Source organism: Hyella patelloides LEGE 07179 (assembly GCF_900659865.1).
In the GTDB taxonomy this organism is placed as follows: Bacteria; Cyanobacteriota; Cyanobacteriia; order Cyanobacteriales; family Xenococcaceae; genus Hyella; species Hyella patelloides.
On the sequence record NZ_LR213901.1, the window covers coordinates 1 to 18792 of the forward strand.

Consider the following 18792-nt stretch of genomic DNA (forward strand, 5'->3'; position numbering starts at 1 on the left):
AGTTTAAAATCATGAGTTTTCCCCTTTGCCTAATTATCAATCAACTTCCAACCCTATTCTAATTATCAGATTGATTGGAAATGACTTTAGTTCTTAAGACAATTGTGCCAGCTAAGACAATTAAAACAGCACCGATATAGGAATTTTTATCTAGTAATTCGCTCCAAATTAACCACCCTAAAAATGTTCCAAAAGGGACAGAAGTATAAGTAAAGATGCCGACGCTTGAAGCAGGAGCATTTTGATATCCACGAGTCAACAATAATTGACCAATAGTTGTGGTTAAACCTACTACCATTAACAAAAAACATTGACTTATTGTAGGAGTTTGCCAAGTCCAAATTAAAGGTATAGCTGAAATAGTAATCCCCACAATCGCAAAATAGGAAACTGTTCGTAAAGGAGGTTCGGTTGCTGAAAGTTTTCTGACAGTTACAAAAGCCATTGCAGCCATTAAACTGCTAGTTAAGGCGACTAAACTCGCCCAATTAGTATCAACCGTTGGTTCTAAAATTAAAAATACTCCTATAAAACCCAATGCGCCAGCTAAAACCACTCGATAAGTAATATTTTCTTGTAGCCAAATAGCAGATATAAAAGGAATAATCAGGGGAATAGTTGACTTAATCAACATCGAATCACCTAAAGGAAGATAGGCTAAGGCATAGAAGAAACAATACATCGCTACCATACCAAAACCAGAGCGAATTAAGTGTAGATACAGGCGATCTGTTTGTAAAATTTTAGGGCTATTTTTTATTAATAAAGGAGTTAAAATAATTAACCCAAATAAATTACGGAAAAAGACAATTGATTCGTTGGGTAATGAAGCTGATACCGATTTTATGATAGCTGCACTAAGAGCAAAACTTAATTCAGAAGCAACGATAAAAAATGCTCCACGTACGATATTTTGACTATTAGTCATCTGTGAATAATAATTTTTGCTCAACGTCAGTTCGACGAAAATTAGAGAGAAAAAGAAAAGCACCAGATGAAAACTCACGTGGGAACACAATTCAAGTATCTCAGCTAGTTCTATGATGACATCACAATTAAATATTACACAAATATTTTGGAGTGTAGATGATTTTTATCTTCCGCAAACCGCAAAACCGCCTGTATTTACAAGGCGGATCTAAAGTTATATCCAGTGGTCAAAACTATTGCAACCACAAAAAAACTACCTTCGATAAAAAATGAAAAACGCTGCTGCTCTCGAATGTCAACTCTCTCATATTCCCCTGCTAGGAAAGCATTCCGATGTTTGGAAAACAGTTTTATTTGCTCGAAAAGTGGCTAATTTGCATATTTTAGCTTGGTTATTGCACGATCGCTGTGGGATGAAGGATATCCGCTTGAAGCAATTAAAGCGATCGGGCGTAGCCTGGCACTGCGCGATCGCCTACTAAATTATAATATTTTTCTTGCTGTTTGTTAATCGATCGAACAACAATTTATTTTAACGATCAAACTTCTATTTTTGGCGTAAGAGGCAGTTTAAATTACATAAATTTGAGATTTGTTATGATAATTCGGAAGATTTTTCCCATTGTCATGCTGAAATATAATTTATCCCGTTTAAAAGCAACTGCTGTTATCATATCTCTCATCTCTACTATTACAATGGGCTGGGCTGCACCTGGCTGGGCGGTTCCCTCTTATAATATTGGTGCTTTACCCATAGTGAAAGATATTTTTGCTGGTACTTCTCCTGATAACTTAGGAGTTCATGATGGCTTACTATCTCCCTGTCCAGAAAGCCCTAATTGTGTGGTAACTCAAGACGCGGATGAATCTCACAGTATTGCGCCTATAACTTATCAAACAGATTTGGACATTGCAAAGGAAACTTTGTTAAAAGTACTGAAAGTTGTACCTCGTACTGAAGTTATCGAACAAACTGATGATTACATCCGCGCTCAATCTACCAGCCGTTTAATGGGTTTTATTGATGATATAGAATTTTATTTCCCCACAGATAAGAAAGTAATTGAAATGCGTTCAGCTTCTCGTCTTGGAGAGTCTGATATCGGAGTAAATCGCCGACGTTTAGAACAAATTCGCTTGGCAATAGCAGATTTGAATGTATAGTGAGCGAGTGAGTAAGTCAGTAGAGACTTGATATATCGCGTCTGTACGGTGGTTACTGGTTGATATCTTACTACTCGGTGACTCGGTGACATCATTTATAATTTTGTTAGTTTTTTGGTATTTTCTACCAAGCTAGTAGCAAATTTATCACATCTTTCCACTAATTTCTCGTCTACCAATTTTCCTTCTTTATCAAAAGCTTTCCAAGCTTGTCCGATGGCGATTTGTTCGGGAATTACCCAACCATGAACCCATCGGATAATTACTCTAAGATCGTTTAAAGCATTGCTGTTAGACTGTCCTCCAAGAACGCTGATCGAGCCTGTAACTTTGTTCGATAAATGTTCAAAGCTCATTAAATCAAGGGCATTTTTCATGACACCGCTCAGACTACCATGATATTCAGGGGTAGCTAAGATTAAACCGTCTGCTGACTTGACCGTGTTTTGCAATTTCTTAACATCGGGATAGTCTGGATAATCATCACTAGCGTCACAAAAAGGCAGTTTCATCTGACGCAAATCGAGAATTTCTATTTCTGCACCTTTAGCTGCAACCATTTCTATGACTTGTTGTAAGGCTTTCGCGCTGTAAGAGTCTGGACGCAGACTTCCTATAATGCCAACTATTTTGACCATTTGCTCAAGTTAAACTCATAACGACTACGTATAAGGTAACAGAAAAAATCTCATAGCGTCAACTAATATGAAATGCTGTTTGTGAACTGTAGCTTTTCTATTCAATTACATCCATCAAAGCTCTTGGACGACTCAAGTGAAAGCCTTGAGCATAATCTATATTCAAATCTCGAACACTATTCAAGATATTTTCATTTTCCACAAATTCAGCTACAGTCTTGAGACCAATTCCTTCCGCAATGTGGTTGATTGCCTCTACCATTATTTTAGAAGCAGGATTAATGTTCAACTCTTTGATGAAAGAACCATCTATTTTTAGATAGTCTACGGGTAGATTTTTCAGGTAAGTCAAAGAAGATACTCCTTTCCCAAAATCATCAAGAGCAAAGCTACAGCCAATCTTTTTGAGAGAATTGATAAATTCAACTATTCTCTTGAGATCGGAGACAGCTACAGATTCCGTAATTTCAAAGCAAAATAGATTTGCAGGGAGAGGACAGTTAGTCAGTCGTCGTTTAAGAAACTGCAAAAAGGATTCATTGCTTAGAGAGGCTCCTGATAGATTAATAGAGAAACGATGATTTTCCCAGATATTACGATCGCATTTCTCTAGGGTTTCAAACAGGTTATTGATTACCCAAGTATCAATATCTATCATCAAGAAATTACGCTCTGCAATGTCTATGAAGGCACCAGGAAGAATTACTTTATCAGCTCGATCTGTAAGACGTAGAAGAACCTCAAAGCATTTGCGAGAGTCATCTCCTTTTAAGGGCGTAATTGATTGGGCATAAAGACTAAATAAATTGTTATTGAGAGCCTCACGCAGACGTTTGACCCAACGTATTTTTAATTCCTGTCGATCTTTGGAACGAGAGATAGATTCTGAATATACAGCAACACAATCACGACCACGCTCTTTAGCTTTATATAGAGCAAGATCCGCAGCCTCAATTAAAAGCTGAGGATAATCTACAGAATCAGGAATGGTGCTAGCTATTCCTAGACTAACGGTGACAACAGAATCAACTAAGGAGTTATGATGGGGAATCTTTAGTTCTTTTACTGCCCTTCTGATAAGCTCACCAACTTGAGCTGCTCCAGCTTGGGGAGTATGGGGCAAAATGATGGCGAATTCTTCTCCGCCATACCGAGCTAAAATATCTCCTGGTCTTTTGAGTGCAGAAGATATAGCTTGAGCTACCTGCTGTAGACACCTATCTCCCTGTTGATGACCATAAGTATCGTTATAAATTTTGAAACAGTCCACATCACACATAATTAGTGATAGAGGAGCAGGAATTCGTTTGAGTTTCCCCCACTCTCGCTTAAGCTGGCGGTCAAAAGAACGACGATTGTAAACCTGGGTAAGAGAATCTAGAAGAGCTAGCTGAGATAATTGTTTGTGGAGTAATCCTTGCTTAATACCAATAGCTAGCTGAGTTGTTAGATCCCTAAGCAAGCTGATTTCTGCTGTTTGCCAAACGCGGAAAGATGAATATTGATCCACAATCACCCAGCCATACAAAATGTTATGAGTAAACATCGTATCCTCGGCAGGGGAGAAGAAGCCTGATGTGTAGTTAGTATCCTTGATTAAAATTGGTACTATCAATCGTACTTGACGATTAAGTAAGGATGTTACCTCTGAATGGTCTTGAATGTTACGTTTTTCCATAACCTCAATTTGTCCTTTTAGATAAGATTGATAGACATCTTGACTAGGACAAAGATCGTCGTAGGAGATAAATTTTTGAGGATCGATTTCAATTTTTTCTCTAGAAGAATACGCCTCGATCGCCACGTTTTCTTGATTTAAAGAAGTTAATCCGACAAAATCACAATCTAATAAGGTTCTAATTTCTTGAGTGGCAGTTTCTAGAATTACTTTTAAGTCAAGAGATTGGCGAATGCGATCGCTCATTTCTTTGCCATCCATTACAGGCATTAGTAAGTCTACCAGAATAACATCTGGCTGAAACTCTAGGGCGATCGCTAATCCGATCTGACCATTCTCAGCCTCTTCAATAGTAAATCCGAGAGGTTGTAGATACTGCACCAGTAGCATTCGATTATCTGCATTATCGTCTACAACAAGAACTTTACAGGGTTTAACTAGAGTCTGTCCTGCTTGACCATCAAACTCTCTTGAGTTGGGCAGAGAGCAAGTAAATACTTCTTTTCGGTCTAGATCGAACCAAAAACGGCTGCCTTGACCTACTTTACTTTCTAAATGTAGTTGACTACCCATGAGTTGCAGAATATTCTGGCAAATGGAGAGTCCTAAACCCGTTCCTTCCGAATTGTTATGGCTTTGGTCTACTTGTCCAAATGGGGTAAAAACAGTATCATAATTGTCTTCAGCAATTCCCCTTCCTGTATCCTCTACTTGAAAGCGAATTGTCTCGATCTTAGAAGCAGAAGTTTCTGCGACACAATTAACTGATAGGATAACAGTACCAGTGGAAGTAAATTTAAAGGCATTGCTCAAAATATTAAATAAAACCTGTCGCAATCTGGTTTCATCTGCACTAATTACAGTAGGAAGATCGGGTGATATTTGGGTGATAAAGCTCAAGTTTTTTTCGTGAGCGCGAATCTGAAAAATAGTGGTAATCTCATGGAGAAAAGAAATTAAATTAAGCTCGTGGTATTGTAGCTCGAGCTTGTTGGCAGTTAACTTTGATAAATCTAAGACATCGTTAATCAGAGTCAGTAAATGTTTTCCTGATTGATTAACAATATCAATGGATTTAAGTTGCTTTTGATCCAAGCTAACATCCTGCTTTAGTATCTGGCTGAAGCCGATAACACTATTCAAGGGAGTGCGTAATTCATGACTCATATGAGCGATGAAGTTATCTTTAGCTTGATTGGCTTGTTTGAGCTTAATTGTACTTTTTTCGAGGGCAATTTCTGTCTTTTTGCGCTCAGTGATATCTTCAATTACGGAGATAAAATAATCTGGTTGTCCTAAATCATCTCTAACTAAAGAAACCGTGAGGTTTGCCCACACCATCGAGCGATCGCTTTTAAGATAGCGTTTTTCCATTGAATAATTGCTAATTTCTCCAGATAGCATTTGCGCCACATACTCAATATCCTGCTTCAAGTCTTCAGGATGAGTAATTGCTTGAAAGGTTGTACTTAATAAAGCATCGTTAGTATAGCCCAAAATATTACAAAGACGCTGATTGACTTTAATAAATTTACCTTCGGGTGATAGATGAGCCACTCCCACTGCTGCTTGTTCAAAAGTATTGCGGAAGCGATCTATACTTCTTTTAAGAGTTTCTTCAGCTTGAATCGATGCTTGTTTTTGCTTTGTGATATCGCTGACAATAAAATCTTGTCGAATTGGCGTACCGCGATCGTCATAGATAACTTTGCTACGATCCCTTACCCAACGTATCGAACCGTCAGGATGAATAATACGATATTCAATATAGAGCTTTTCTTGTTGTTTAATTAGTCGGTGCGCTTCTTCCACCATGTCTTTGTCTTGGGGATAAATTACATCAAGCCAAAGAGTCGAATTAGCATAAAATTCTTTTTTACTTCTGCCGTAAATTCTCTCAAATGAAGTGTTGAGGTAGCCTAATTTCCTTGTTGGTAGATCTAATGACCAAACAGCATCTTCCAAGAAACTAAAGATATTTTCTACTTGCTGTTGAGTAATTAATAATTGTTCTTGATTTATTCTTAATTGCTCTTCTGAGCGTTTGCGGGCGACTATTTCTCTTTCAAGTTTTTGTTGAGCTTGCTTTATTTCATCTATTTGGATAAAGCTAATAACTAATCCCTCACTATCTTTACTTTCGGTTTGATAGAGATGAATCTGCATCAATAAATAGCTCTCTGTTTGCTTGAGCTTAACTTCTAACTCTTGGGATTTTTTTGTTGTTAATACCTCATACAACAAATCGAATAAATTAGGACATTCAAATTTCCAATAAAGGTCTTCTAAAGGACGATCTAAATCTGCTGGGCGTAAGGCAATTGCTGTTGTGATTGCAGGAGTAAATTTGCGAATTTTTAGTTCGGAATCTAAAAAGATTACACCAATTTCGGTACTTTGGAGCAGATTATCAACATCATCATTAAGTTGAGTTAGCTCGCTAATTTTAGACTGATATTCAATGTTAACCGTATGTAATTCTTCATTGACTGAATGTAGTTCTTCATTAGTGCTTTGAAGTTCTTCATTAGAAGCAGTTAACTCTTCATTAGAAGCCTGTTGTTCTTCGTTGGTGGTTTCCAACTCTTCCACTAATGCCTGGAGGTTTTCACGGGTTTGCTGTAATTCATTTTCCAATTCCAAAATGCGCCGAGAAGCTTCGCTCCCCAGTTCAAAATTTTCGGCTTCAGGAATTTCCAGAGGTGCAATAGCTATTTCTTGCTTAATTTTGACCAGAAAAAAATCACCATGTTTGCGATCGCTTTGAGGGGGAATAACTTCTAAATTAATGTTGAACATCTCTCCCCGATCTTCTAATTTAATGCCCTTATATAAAACCGATTTCCTCTTTTGTTTAGCCCGATGCAAAGCTGTATTCAGTGGTAGCTGTAGGGGAAGAACTACCATCTTAATTACTTCTGTGGTTACTTTGCCGTCAGGAGTTTTAAATATTTTGCTAGAGTTGCCACTGACATGGAGTAAATGATTGTCCCGACTAATTAAGAGTATAATCGTGTCTGATTCATTAGATAGCCGATTGAGACACTGCTCCAAAATTGGCTCGAATTGAACTCGATTTTGGATTTGACTAAATTGGGATAAAGAACTTTTACCAATTCTGGGAGTCGATCTCAAAGGAAGAGGCAGTCTAATATCTCTCCGCTTCTGGTAAAACTTCCATTTTTTGTCTAAAGGTTCAAATTCTGACTCAAATTCTCCTAATGTCTCTGCTTCCCCTAAAAACAGAACTCCCTTAGAAACTAAAGAAAAATGTAGATTACGCAAAACCTGATACTGTAAGTCAGACTTCATGTAAATCAAGACATTACGACAGGTAACTAAATTAATGCGAGTAAAGCCAGCATCTTTAGTGAGATCGTGGGGCGAAAAGATCAACATTTCTCTAATCTTCCGCATCACCTGATAAGAGTTATCTTTAGCAATAAAATATTTCTGCAAACGTTCTGAACCAATATCTGTGGCAATCGAAGGGGAATAAATCCCTTGGGATGCTTTTTCTAATGCGGTTCGATCTATGTCTGTGGCAAAAATTTTAACTCGGAGATTCTTGTCCGAATCTTCTAGTGCCTCATGGACTAAAATTGCCAAAGAGTAAGCTTCTTCTCCTGTAGAACAAGCCGTAATCCAAAATCTTAATTCTGCTTCGGCTTTGCTTTGTTCGATTAATTGGGGCAGAATATTATTTTCTAAATTCTGCCAAGCTGGATAATCGCGGAAAAAATGAGTGACATTGATTAATAAATCCGAACAGAGAATTTGTCTTTCGACCTTTGAATTACTCAGAAGTTTAATATACTGATCGATACTTTCGGAGTTATGAATCAAACAGCGACGATGAATCCTGCGGGAAATGGTACTGGATTTATATTGAGAAAAGTCCAATCCTTCTTCATCTATTAACAGCTTGGCAATTAGGCTAAGATTAGCAGAATTAATCAGATTGCTTGTGCTAGACTCAGTTTTCGGGAAACTTACGGGAGCGACAACGCACTGATAAATTAGCTGAGATAGTTCTCTGGGGGGTAAAACTTGGTTGACTACTCCTGTGGCGATCGCACTTACGGGCATTCCATCAAATTCTGCTGTTTCGGGATCTTGAACTAAAGCCAATCCTCCCGCTTCATTAATTGCTTTTAAACCGCGAGTGCCATCGCTACCAGAACCAGATAAGATCACCCCAAGGGACTGTTCTCCGTAGTTTTTAGCGAGAGAAGTAAAAAACAAATCAATGGGAAAATTGAGTTCGTGCTTTTTATTTTTATCTTTTTTACGATCTTCCAAACGAAGGGCATTTTTTTCTAATGCCAGGTTTTGCCCAGGGGGAATCAAATACACTGAATTAGGCTCTAACTCCATGCCTTCTGTGACTCGATAAACTGGCATTGAGGTACGTCGCTCTAGCAACTCTTTCATCAAGCTTTTAAAGTCTGGCGAGAGATGCTGTATGACTACAAATGCAGCACCACTAGCTGTGGAAAGATTGTTAAATAATTCTTCTAAAGCACTCAATCCTCCAGCCGATGCACCAATACCAACTACAAAGAGGTCGTTATTCGCTGCCTTAGAGCCTTGGGAAGATTCCTGAAAGTTATGTTCGGGGCGATCTGACATGGCTTGGACTAATATGCTTAAAACTATAATTGTTTTAATAGCCCATTATAAGCTGTTTTATTTTTTTTAATTAAGTGTTTGTACCTACAAAAAACTAAAATATAGAAAGTTTTAATTTTTGGCTAACTCTTCTATTTTCTCAATCAAAAGACCGTAATCTCTAATTGGTTTTGTAAAAAACTCATTAGCCTGAGAATCAGCCATTAAAGATTCCCTCTCGTTCGCCATGGCATAAGCTGTCAAAATAATTATAGGTATATGGGCGGTTGCTGGTTGAGTTTTTAATAATCGAGATAGATCGGCACCACTAACTTCTTCTCCTGCCCAAGATGCCTCTGATAGGTTGATATCCATAATTACTATGTCTACTTCATCAGTGGTGCATAGCTCAAAAATAGTTTCTGGATTGTCAGTTACTCTGACTTGATGTCCGCTAAAACGTTCGATAAGTTTGGCGGTACTTTTGGCTAATGATAGGTCATCTTCTACTAACAAAATTTTTAAGCTTTTCATGTTGTTATCTTTTCTTATCTACCCCAGGTAAGGTAATAGTAACCTGTGTTCCTAGATTGCGTCCTTTACTATCAAGCGCAATTTTTCCCTCCATAAGCTCTACTAGCTGTTTGCAGATAGTCAGCCCCAATCCAGTACCACCATAACGTCTGTGAATTGAAGCATCTTCCTGAATGAAAGCATCAAAAATAGTAGCCTGTCGATCTGGGTCAATACCAATGCCCGTATCCGATACAGAGATTTCGACTAAAGATTTCTTCCCTGAAGATGTAGTTACCGTTTTCGGCATAGCCTGGAGATGAATCTCTCCTTGTTGGGTAAATTTAAAAGCATTATTCAAAAGATTGGTCAACACTTGTTTGAGCTTCAGGCGATCGCCATAAACCCTCGTTACTTGGCAGTCTACCGTCAGTTCGATATCCTTTTTGATGGTATCTGGTTTGAAAAGATTGCGCTGTTCGATTAATAAGGGTTCTAGTTCGATTATGCCTAGATCGACCTGCATTTTTCCTGCTTCTATTTTGGTAATATCGAGAACATCATCAACAATATCATGGAGATTTTCTGCCGAAAGATGAGCAGTTTCGATATATTCTGCTAATTCTTCTGGGTTATCATAAAATCCTTCTTTCAATAGCTTGAGATAGTTGAGGATTGAAGCCAGAGGAGTACGTAATTCATGGCTGGAAGTCGAAAGAAATGTGGACTTGAGCCGACTTGCTTTTTCTGCTTCAGTGCGAGCATTATCTAGTTCTTGGTTTCGCATTTCCACCAGCACCCGTTGCTTTCTTTCCTGGCGGTAAAGTCGATCTTGCATCACTGCCATTGACAAGTTATCACCAAGGGACTGGATTAATTCTAGTTCGTGAGCTTTCCAAGGATCGGCTTGTCCTTGTTTGAGTTCTTTCCACTCCCTAAAGGATTGGCGGGGACGTATTTGTCTAGCATCGGTTTGATAATTACCCGCCCAGAGTTTTTCTGTATCTATCTCCTGGCGAAAAATAGCCAGATTGCCTAAATTTTCTGTTTTATAATCTAACGACATGAAAAGGAGACTACGCAGTTTATTTCGCTTCAAAGCAGGCAATAGTGTCTGAATTGATTTTTCTTCCTCTATATTGTTAATCGCCCTAACTTTTGTGTTGGTGGTGGCTAAATTTTGCAATTTTGACCAATCAGATAGAAAAAAATTAGGCAAAGAACCATATTTATAGCAACTAATTTTAGATTGTGCTGCATTATTACTCATACATAATAAGCCTCCCGTTCCCTGGAGAGCGGGGACTATTTTAGCTAGCACTTCAGGCAATATATTTTCATTTTCTAGGGGAGAATGAAGCAGATTAGAAACCTCATTGATGAGAGTTTCTCTTTGGGCTTTTTGTTGCAGTGTCTGAAATAGATTGGCTTGGGCGATCGCAATTTCTAACTGTTCGGCAACGATTTGAATTATCTGCAAGCTTCTGTTGGAGATGACTTTGGCATGACGATGATGAGAAATTAGTAAACCCCAAAGTCGATTTTCATTTACTAGGGGTATTACCATACTAGACTTAACCCCCATCAAAGTTAAATATTCTACATGGCAGGGATCTACAGGGCGTTGTAGTAGATTGTTTAAAGATTCCTGGCGTACTTCTTCCACCGTTAATTCCCCTGTAGCAGTGGAGGGCAAGCGGTCTGGTTGAGAAAGGCTTATTTCCTGTTTGGCTAAGTTAACTATCGAACGAACTTTAGCTTTCAGGAACAGTTCTCGCGCTTGGGGAGGAATATCTCCTGCGGGAAAATGCAATCCCATTAGAGAAGGAAGGCGATCGCCACTAATCGATTCAGCAACTACTTGACCGTTGCCATCTTCATCAAATTTGTAGATTTTGACGCGATCGCTTTTTAGAAAAGCTCGAACCTCTGTCACTGCCGTATTTAAAACCGTTTGCAGTTCCAAAGATTGTCGGATTTTGGTAGTGATTCGATTAAGTAGTTCGACTTGATTCAAAACAGGAAGGTTGTACTAAAATAATAAGTCTATATGCTTATTATTTTAATTCTTTTTTCCATATCATAACTAAAGATAAGCTTTATTATTTTTGCAATACTACCTTATTTCTTCTGAATTACAATAACGATTAAGTATAGTTATAGCGAAGATATTATCTCAAGCAAAGTAAAATAATCTCTCCTGAAAAATGTTTCGATTATAAGTTTAAATTCTCTAAAGAGCGATCGTTATTAATTATCTACTAATTAAACACTTTAGCTGCATAAGTTCGCTTTCATGAGGGGCTGTTACTTGAGGAAACTCCAAGTGTTCACATTATCCTCGAATGGGGATACGCTACATTCCTTATGGGAATTGAGGTAATACTTCTCGTTTAACAATATGGAATCAGAAAATGGGGACTTGGGGACTTGGGGACTTGGGGACTTAATCCCTGCTCTTCCCTACCTCCCTAAACGAGAAGTATTGGGAATTGAGGGTCTTTTCTGTGCATAAAGATAAATCGAACTCGATCGCGCACGCGCCAGCTAAGCTGTCCGCATCGCGCCTCGCCCTCGGCGAGATCGCTTGTTTAAATTTCTGAAAGTTTCCGAGCAAGTTCAAAAACTCTTTTTGCATCCGTTATTTCATTTTTCAGTCTTCTTCAATAATTATAAATATTAGTATCGTCTTCTCTGCTACTTTTTCCTCTTATTTCTATCTTTTAATACCTTTAAAATCATACTTTCGATTCTTGCCAAAACAGTAACAATGGAATCCTACCAGGATATCGCTCATCAAACATTAAATAATAATAAATCTTTAGATCTTGCTCGGAGTATTGTTACAGAATTATTAGTATTGTTTACATAAGTTTGTAAATTCAAGATTGCTAATTGAATTTTGCCTATAGATCGCGATAGATAACAATGACTAACTCATTCTCAGATTCTAAAAACTTTTTTCTCGTAGCTATTGGTGCTTCGGCGGGAGGAGTACAGGCACTAGAGTCATTTTTTGGTAATTTACCCGATCATCCCAATGCTGCATTTATTGTGGTACAGCATCTTTCTCCAGATTTTAAAAGTATGATGACGGAGATACTCCAGCGTAAAACGATTATGCCTGTGCGCTCTATTGAGGATGGGATGGAGATTGAGCCTAGTCATGTTTATGTTCTACCCCCAAGAAAACATTTGGTCGTCAATGAGCGTCGTCTATGTTTGCTAGAGTCTCCAGATTCCTTTGATTATCCGATAGATAAATTTTTTCGCTCTCTAGTAGAAGGATGGGGGGAAAAAAAGATTGCCATCTTACTATCGGGAACTGGTAATGACGGAACAGAGGGAATACAGGCAATTGGTCGAGTTGGTGGTATCGGACTAGTACAGTCTCCAGAAACGGCTCAGTTTAACAGTATGCCCAGTAGTGCTATTCCTTCTGGTTTGGTTGATGAAATTCTTTCGCCTCAAGAATTGGCGCAAACCGTATTCGAGCTAATCCGCTTTTCTGATAACTTCCCTGACTCTTCAACTGAAGAAGCTGTATTAATCGACCCCGAACAGCTACAGACTATTTTAAATGTCTTAGCAGAACGAGAAGAAATCGACTTTTCACACTATAAAATTAGTACTTTATCCCGTCGCATTCATCATCGCTGCGCCCTTACCCACTGCGAAAACCTTAAAGAATATATTGATTTATTAGAAGATTCTGAGGAAGAGCAAAAATTTCTACGTCGAGATTTATTAATCGGCGTAACTCAGTTTTTTCGCGATACACCAGCCTGGGAATTTTTAGAATCTACGGTTTTGCCAGAAATAATTGAGAGATTACAGCCCCATCAACAGATGAGGGTTTGGGTTTCGGCTTGTGCTAGTGGCGAAGAAGCCTATTCAATAGCAATGTTAGTAGATGAAGCAATTTCTCAGACAAATAAAGAGATTCAAGTTAAGATTTTTGCCACCGATCTTGATACTAACGCCCTAGAAATAACTGCCAAAGGTATCTATCCTGAAAGTATCAGTAATAATATTACCCCCGAACGATTAGAAAAATATTTTACTTTTACTGGAGAGTATTTTCAGGTCAAACGTTTTTTACGAGAAATGTTGATTGTTGCTCCCCATGACTTAACCAAGAATGCTGGCTTTTCTAAAATGAACTTGGTTAGTTGCCGAAACGTGCTGATTTATATGCAGCCACAACTTCAGCATCAGGTTTTGCGGTTACTCCATTTTGCCCTTGCGCCTCAAGGGATATTGTTTTTGGGAGGATCGGAAACTTTAGGAGATTTATCTGAAGAATTTTCTATCGTACACACTAAATGGAAAATGTTTCGCAAACGACGAGATATTACTTTATCCATTGGACAAATTGCTCGGCAAACAATGGTCACAAAGTTACCTGGTTTGACTCGTGGTAGATCCAAGAGTAATCAGCAGTTAGACCGCCTGTTACGGGAAGTATTCAAGTATTGTTTGAACGAGCGACAGTTAACTTGTTTATTGGTAGATCGGGATAATCTATTAATACGGGTTTTTTACAATGCAGCCGAGTTACTAGAGTTTCCCGTAGGGGAAGCGATGCTAGACGTAATCGAAATCGTTAATACAGGATTGAAATTGCCTTTATCCACTGCTCTCCATCGTGCCAGACGCGATCGCCAGTCGGTTTTATATACAGGAATCAAAGTAGATCGTCGGGGAGAAGAGTTAAATGTTACTCTGCGAGTTGGTAAAGAAGCAGATAATACCTCTTTGGGAGATTATTTAATTGTGGTGCTAGAAGTTGAAGCACCCACTGTTGTACCCCCTGTGGCAATGCGCTTCGATCTGGACGAAGAAGCTGCCCAGCAGATAACGGAATTAGAATACGAACTGCTACAAACTCGTGAAAACTTGCAGGTTACGATCGAGGAACTGGAAACTACGAACGAAGAACAGCAAGCAACTAATGAAGAATTGCTGGCTTCTAATGAAGAACTACAAAGCATTAACGAAGAGTTACAGTCAGTTAATGAAGAGTTGTATACGGTTAATGCCGAACATCAGTCTAAAATTGCTGAATTAACCCAGTTAAACAACGATATCGACAACTTGCTTCGCAGTACCGACATTGGCGTGGTGTTTTTAGATTCTCACCTCAATATTCGTAAGTTTACCCCCGCAGCTACTGAGGCAATCAACATCAAGCCGAAAGATACAGGTCGTCCTTTAGCCGATATTACTAACAATTTAGAATTGCGCGATCTGTCTGGTATTTTACAGCAGGTAATTGACCGCGAACAACCTTTAGAGCAAGAAGTTAGTATCGCTAAAACGGGCGTACAGTTATTGATGCGAGTCAATCTTTATCTGCGAGAAGATGGGCAAAACGACGGTGTGGTAGTTACCTTTGTTAAAATTGAAGAACTCAAACGCACCCAAGCAAAACTTCGTGGCGCAAATTCTTTATTAGAAAACCTTTACAGTACAAGTCCTGCTGGTTTAAGCTTACACGACTCAGAATTAAAATATTTGCGGATTAACCAAGCTCTTGCAGATATTAATGGGGTATCGATTGATGAACACATCGGTAAAACTGCTAGGGAAGTTATTCCCAATCTAGCAGATTCAATTGAGCCAGTTCTACGTCAGGTTATTGAAACAGATCGACCCGTTTGTAATGTTGAGATGAATGGTAGCACTTCTGCTGAACCTAATGTGATTCGCTATTGGACTGCCAGTTTCTATCCTGTGGATCTACTCAATGGAAATCGAGGTGTTGGTTCGGTAGTAATGGAAATTAGCGATCGCATTGAAGCTGAGGCAAATCTACGAGAAAGTGAAGCCAAACTACTAGAAGCTCAAAAGCTAGCAAACATTGGGAACTGGGAAATAAATGTCCAAATTGAACAATTTGAGATCGGTTCCGCTAGAGCTATTTGGTCGGCTGAACTGTATGCTATTTATGGCTTAGATTCTCAGCAACCAGTTCCTACGTTTGACGAACTAATTCAACTTCATCCCACCGAAGATCAAAAGACGATTAGAGATGCTTTTCAACAGTTAATTAGCGATTCAACTCCTTTCAATCTAGATATTCGCTATGACTCTACTAATGGAGAAGTTCGCTATCTCAACAGCATTGGTCGGGCTGTTTGTGACAGTAACGAACAGGTAATTAAGCTTTATGGTACGGTGATGGACATTACCGAACGCAAACAAATTGAAGCAGAACTAATGCGCCAAAATCGAGCCTTAGAGGAAGCGATCGCCGTTGCTCAAGCTGCCGACTCAGCTAATCAGGCTAAAAGCGATTTTCTGGCCAATATGAGTCACGAAATTCGTACTCCCATGAATGCAATTTTGGCGGTTGGTCAACTACTCGATTTAACTGAACTGAATGCCGAACAGCGTGGTTTATTAAAAACTTTGAAATCAAACGGCACTAGACTATTAACTTTGATCGATGACATTCTCGATCTATCTAAAATTGAAGCCAGAGAGCTAAAACTCAATTTACAACCATTTGGTATAGTACAAGTGGCTCAAAATCTGCTCGAATCCTTTACTCCGCAAACTCAAGCCAAAGGATTGGAGTTAAGTTTAACTATTTCTGACGAGCTTCCTCCCTATTTTATCGGTGATGATTTTCGACTACAGCAGGTTTTAAATAATTTAGTTGGTAATGCTCTCAAGTTTACCGAACAGGGGGAGATTAGAATAGAAATTGTACCTCAAGAGAAAATATCAGCCGATATGGCGATCGTTCGTTTCACGGTAGAAGATACGGGAATTGGTATTCCCCAGCAACAACAGGAAAAACTTTTTCAAGCCTTTACTCAGGCTGACAGTTCTACTACACGCCAGTATGGAGGAACGGGTTTAGGATTGACTATTAGTCGTCGAATTGTAGAGTTGATGGGAGGCGAACTTGGAGTAGAGAGTATCGTCGGGGAAGGCTCAACTTTTTGGTTTACTTTACCTTTGAGGATAGCCGATATGGTCAGAGACATTGAACAGTCCGAGACAAATCCCAGTCTTCCTTCAGAAACTCCAATTGATTCTTCTCAATCTAAAAGCTTGTTAATTGTGGACGATAATCTTGATAATCGAGATCTACTATTTATGATGTTGCAACCTTTAGATTACGAATTAGATTGCGTCAATAACGGTCAAGAAGTGTTGGAATGTTTAGAAAGCCGTGAATACGATTTGATTTTAATGGATTGCCAAATGCCTATATTAGACGGATATCAGACAACTCAGATCGTTCGCCAAAGAGAAGGAAAACAGCGACACACCATAATTATCGGACTAACTGGAAATGCCATGACAGGCGATCGCCAAAAATGTTTGGATGCGGGAATGGATGATTACGTCACTAAACCAATAGACCTGAATAATCTGACTACCGTTATCGAACAATGGCTCTCTACATAAACTTCTTATGACTTTAATTAGTTATATCATTTCTCACGCATTAACAAGAGACGAAGATTTAGAGGCTCAAAGTCACGCCCGTCACGCCCGTCATTGTAAGCAATAGTTTTAGTATTTTTTATTAGTAAGAAATAATGTACCATCTATAGCAATACGGGGTTAGGTTAGGACAAAAATAAGCTAAGATTAGAAAAAATGCGATCGCTATAATCCATAATGAGACTCATGCAGATACACCTAAATGCTTCAGAAACAAAAGAATTAAACAAGCGATCGCAATAGCAGAAAATAATCAATTAACTCAAGTCGTTTACACATTCTGCTTTTGATTGGAAGAGCGAAAAAATTAGGATTTAAGCGATCGCTAAAGAGTTTAGTTATGTTATACGCTGAGTGTGAATTAGTGGAGAAGTTTTGAGGCGTATTTAATGGCGATCGCAAAAATTCACAATGGAAAATTTTCATTACCTATAAAACCAAAATTGCTTTATGCATATTCGACATTAACCGTGTAGCCTTGAGGATTTAAAGTCAGATCGGAAGAACTAACACCTGCAACTAAAGCAAGTAGATCGCCAGAGTCATCGAAAATACCAGTACCAGAAACACTACCGATTGGTGACGAGTCAAAACTATATTCATGATTATCGAGTTTAATAATATCTCCATCTTCAAAATCGGTTACTAGAGCATAATCACTATTGCCCGCATTGCTGTAACCATTACTGTGCAAATTCCCGACTATGAAGCGATCTTCTCCTACTCCACCTGTTAGCCAATCGATTTCAACATCGTTATGGTTAGCAAAGCCAAGAAGAACATCGTCTCCTGCTCCTGCATCAACTAAGTCATTGCCCTTTCCAGCTTCAATTACATCATTACCGCCACCAGTATTGATAATATTGCCTCTATTTGTTCCTATAACCTCATCATTACCGTTCCCCATAATTGCATATTCAAAATTGACAAAGCTTTCGCTATTCCAGTTGGTTGAGCCATCTGCCATATTAAATGTGTAGTCACCATTGTAAGCAGTGTGGTCGATCGTATCAATTCCCGAACCACCATCCATCGTTTCGCCACCAATACCAGAGAACATCCGATCTCGACCAGCATTACCAAAGTAAAATCCGCCGTCACCATCAGAGTGAATTTCATCGTTATCGTCTCCCCCAGCCAAAGTATCGCGACCAGCACCACCAACTATAGTGTCATCACCTTCATTGCCAAAGATATAATTTGCAGAATTATTACCAGTAACCTCATCATTACCGTTCCCCATTATTGCATGTTCAAAGTTGATAAAGCTTTCGTTAGTAAAGTTAGTTTCGCCATCTGCCATGTCAAATTCGTAGTTACCATTGAAAGCGGTGTGGTCGATCGTATCAATTCCCGAACCACCATCCATAGTTTCGCCACCAATACCCGAAAACAGGCGATCGTATCCTGCATTACCAAAGTAAAATCCGCCGTCACCATCAGAGTGAATCTCATCGTTATCATCTCCGCCAGCCAAAGTATCGCGACCAGCACTACCAACTAGAGTGTCATCACCTTCATTTCCAAAGATATAATTTGCGGAATTATTTCCAGTAACCTCATCATTACCATTCCCCATAATTGCATGTTCAAAGTTGATAAAGCTTTCGCTACCAAAGTTAGTTTCGCCATTAGCCATATTAAATTCATAGTTACCGTTGAAAGTAGTGTGGTCGATCGTATCAATTCCCGAACCACCATCCATCGTTTCGCCACCAATAGCCGAGAACATGCGATCTCGACCAGCATTACCAAAGTAAAATCCGCCATCTCCATCTGAGTGAATTTCATCGT

General features: G+C 38.9%; 9 protein-coding genes. 3 read left to right on the forward strand and 6 right to left on the reverse strand.

The annotated features are described in order from the left end of the window. Positions 1 to 58: 58 nt before the first annotated feature. Positions 59 to 928, reverse strand: coding sequence for a DMT family transporter (locus H1P_RS19510; RefSeq protein WP_144870454.1), 870 nt, complete (start codon positions 926 to 928; stop codon positions 59 to 61). A 271-nt stretch (positions 929 to 1199) separates the two neighbouring features. Here H1P_RS19510 and H1P_RS19515 point away from each other — a divergent pair, with 271 nt between their 5' ends. Continuing rightward, the gene (locus H1P_RS19515) at positions 1200 to 1412 is read left to right on the forward strand and encodes a hypothetical protein (protein ID WP_144870456.1); all 213 of its coding nucleotides are present in this window, start codon (positions 1200 to 1202) and stop codon (positions 1410 to 1412) included. A 214-nt stretch (positions 1413 to 1626) separates the two neighbouring features. Beyond that, complete coding sequence (locus H1P_RS19520) at positions 1627 to 2094, forward strand: DUF1499 domain-containing protein (RefSeq protein ID WP_222427131.1); 468 nt, start codon at positions 1627 to 1629, stop codon at positions 2092 to 2094. 95 nt (positions 2095 to 2189) lie between these two features. Here the strand turns inward: H1P_RS19520 and H1P_RS19525 are convergent, their stop codons facing one another. From H1P_RS19525 to H1P_RS19540, 4 genes are all read right to left on the reverse strand, one after another. After that, positions 2190 to 2732 carry an NADPH-dependent FMN reductase gene (locus H1P_RS19525; RefSeq protein ID WP_144870458.1) on the reverse strand — a complete coding sequence of 181 codons (543 nt, stop codon included), beginning with the start codon at positions 2730 to 2732 and terminating at the stop codon, positions 2190 to 2192. Positions 2733 to 2829: 97 nt separating this feature from the next. Beyond that, the gene (locus H1P_RS19530; RefSeq protein WP_144870460.1) at positions 2830 to 9042 is read right to left on the reverse strand and encodes an EAL domain-containing protein; all 6213 of its coding nucleotides are present in this window, start codon (positions 9040 to 9042) and stop codon (positions 2830 to 2832) included. A gap of 111 nt (positions 9043 to 9153) precedes the next feature. Next, a complete protein-coding gene (locus H1P_RS19535; RefSeq protein ID WP_144870462.1) occupies positions 9154 to 9555 on the reverse strand; it encodes a response regulator in 402 nt (133 codons plus the stop codon). A 4-nt stretch (positions 9556 to 9559) separates the two neighbouring features. Continuing rightward, on the reverse strand, positions 9560 to 11551 hold the full coding sequence (locus H1P_RS19540) for an ATP-binding protein (protein WP_144870464.1): 1992 nt from the start codon (positions 11549 to 11551) through the stop codon (positions 9560 to 9562). Positions 11552 to 12462: 911 nt separating this feature from the next. On the opposite strand from H1P_RS19540, the gene H1P_RS19545 reads away from it, so the two are divergent. Then, the gene (locus tag H1P_RS19545; RefSeq protein ID WP_144870466.1) at positions 12463 to 16959 is read left to right on the forward strand and encodes a chemotaxis protein CheB; all 4497 of its coding nucleotides are present in this window, start codon (positions 12463 to 12465) and stop codon (positions 16957 to 16959) included. Between the two features lie 487 nt (positions 16960 to 17446). Here the strand turns inward: H1P_RS19545 and H1P_RS19550 are convergent. Continuing rightward, the coding region (locus H1P_RS19550; protein WP_144870468.1) for a calcium-binding protein at positions 17447 to 18792 on the reverse strand (1346 nt) is incomplete at its 5' end.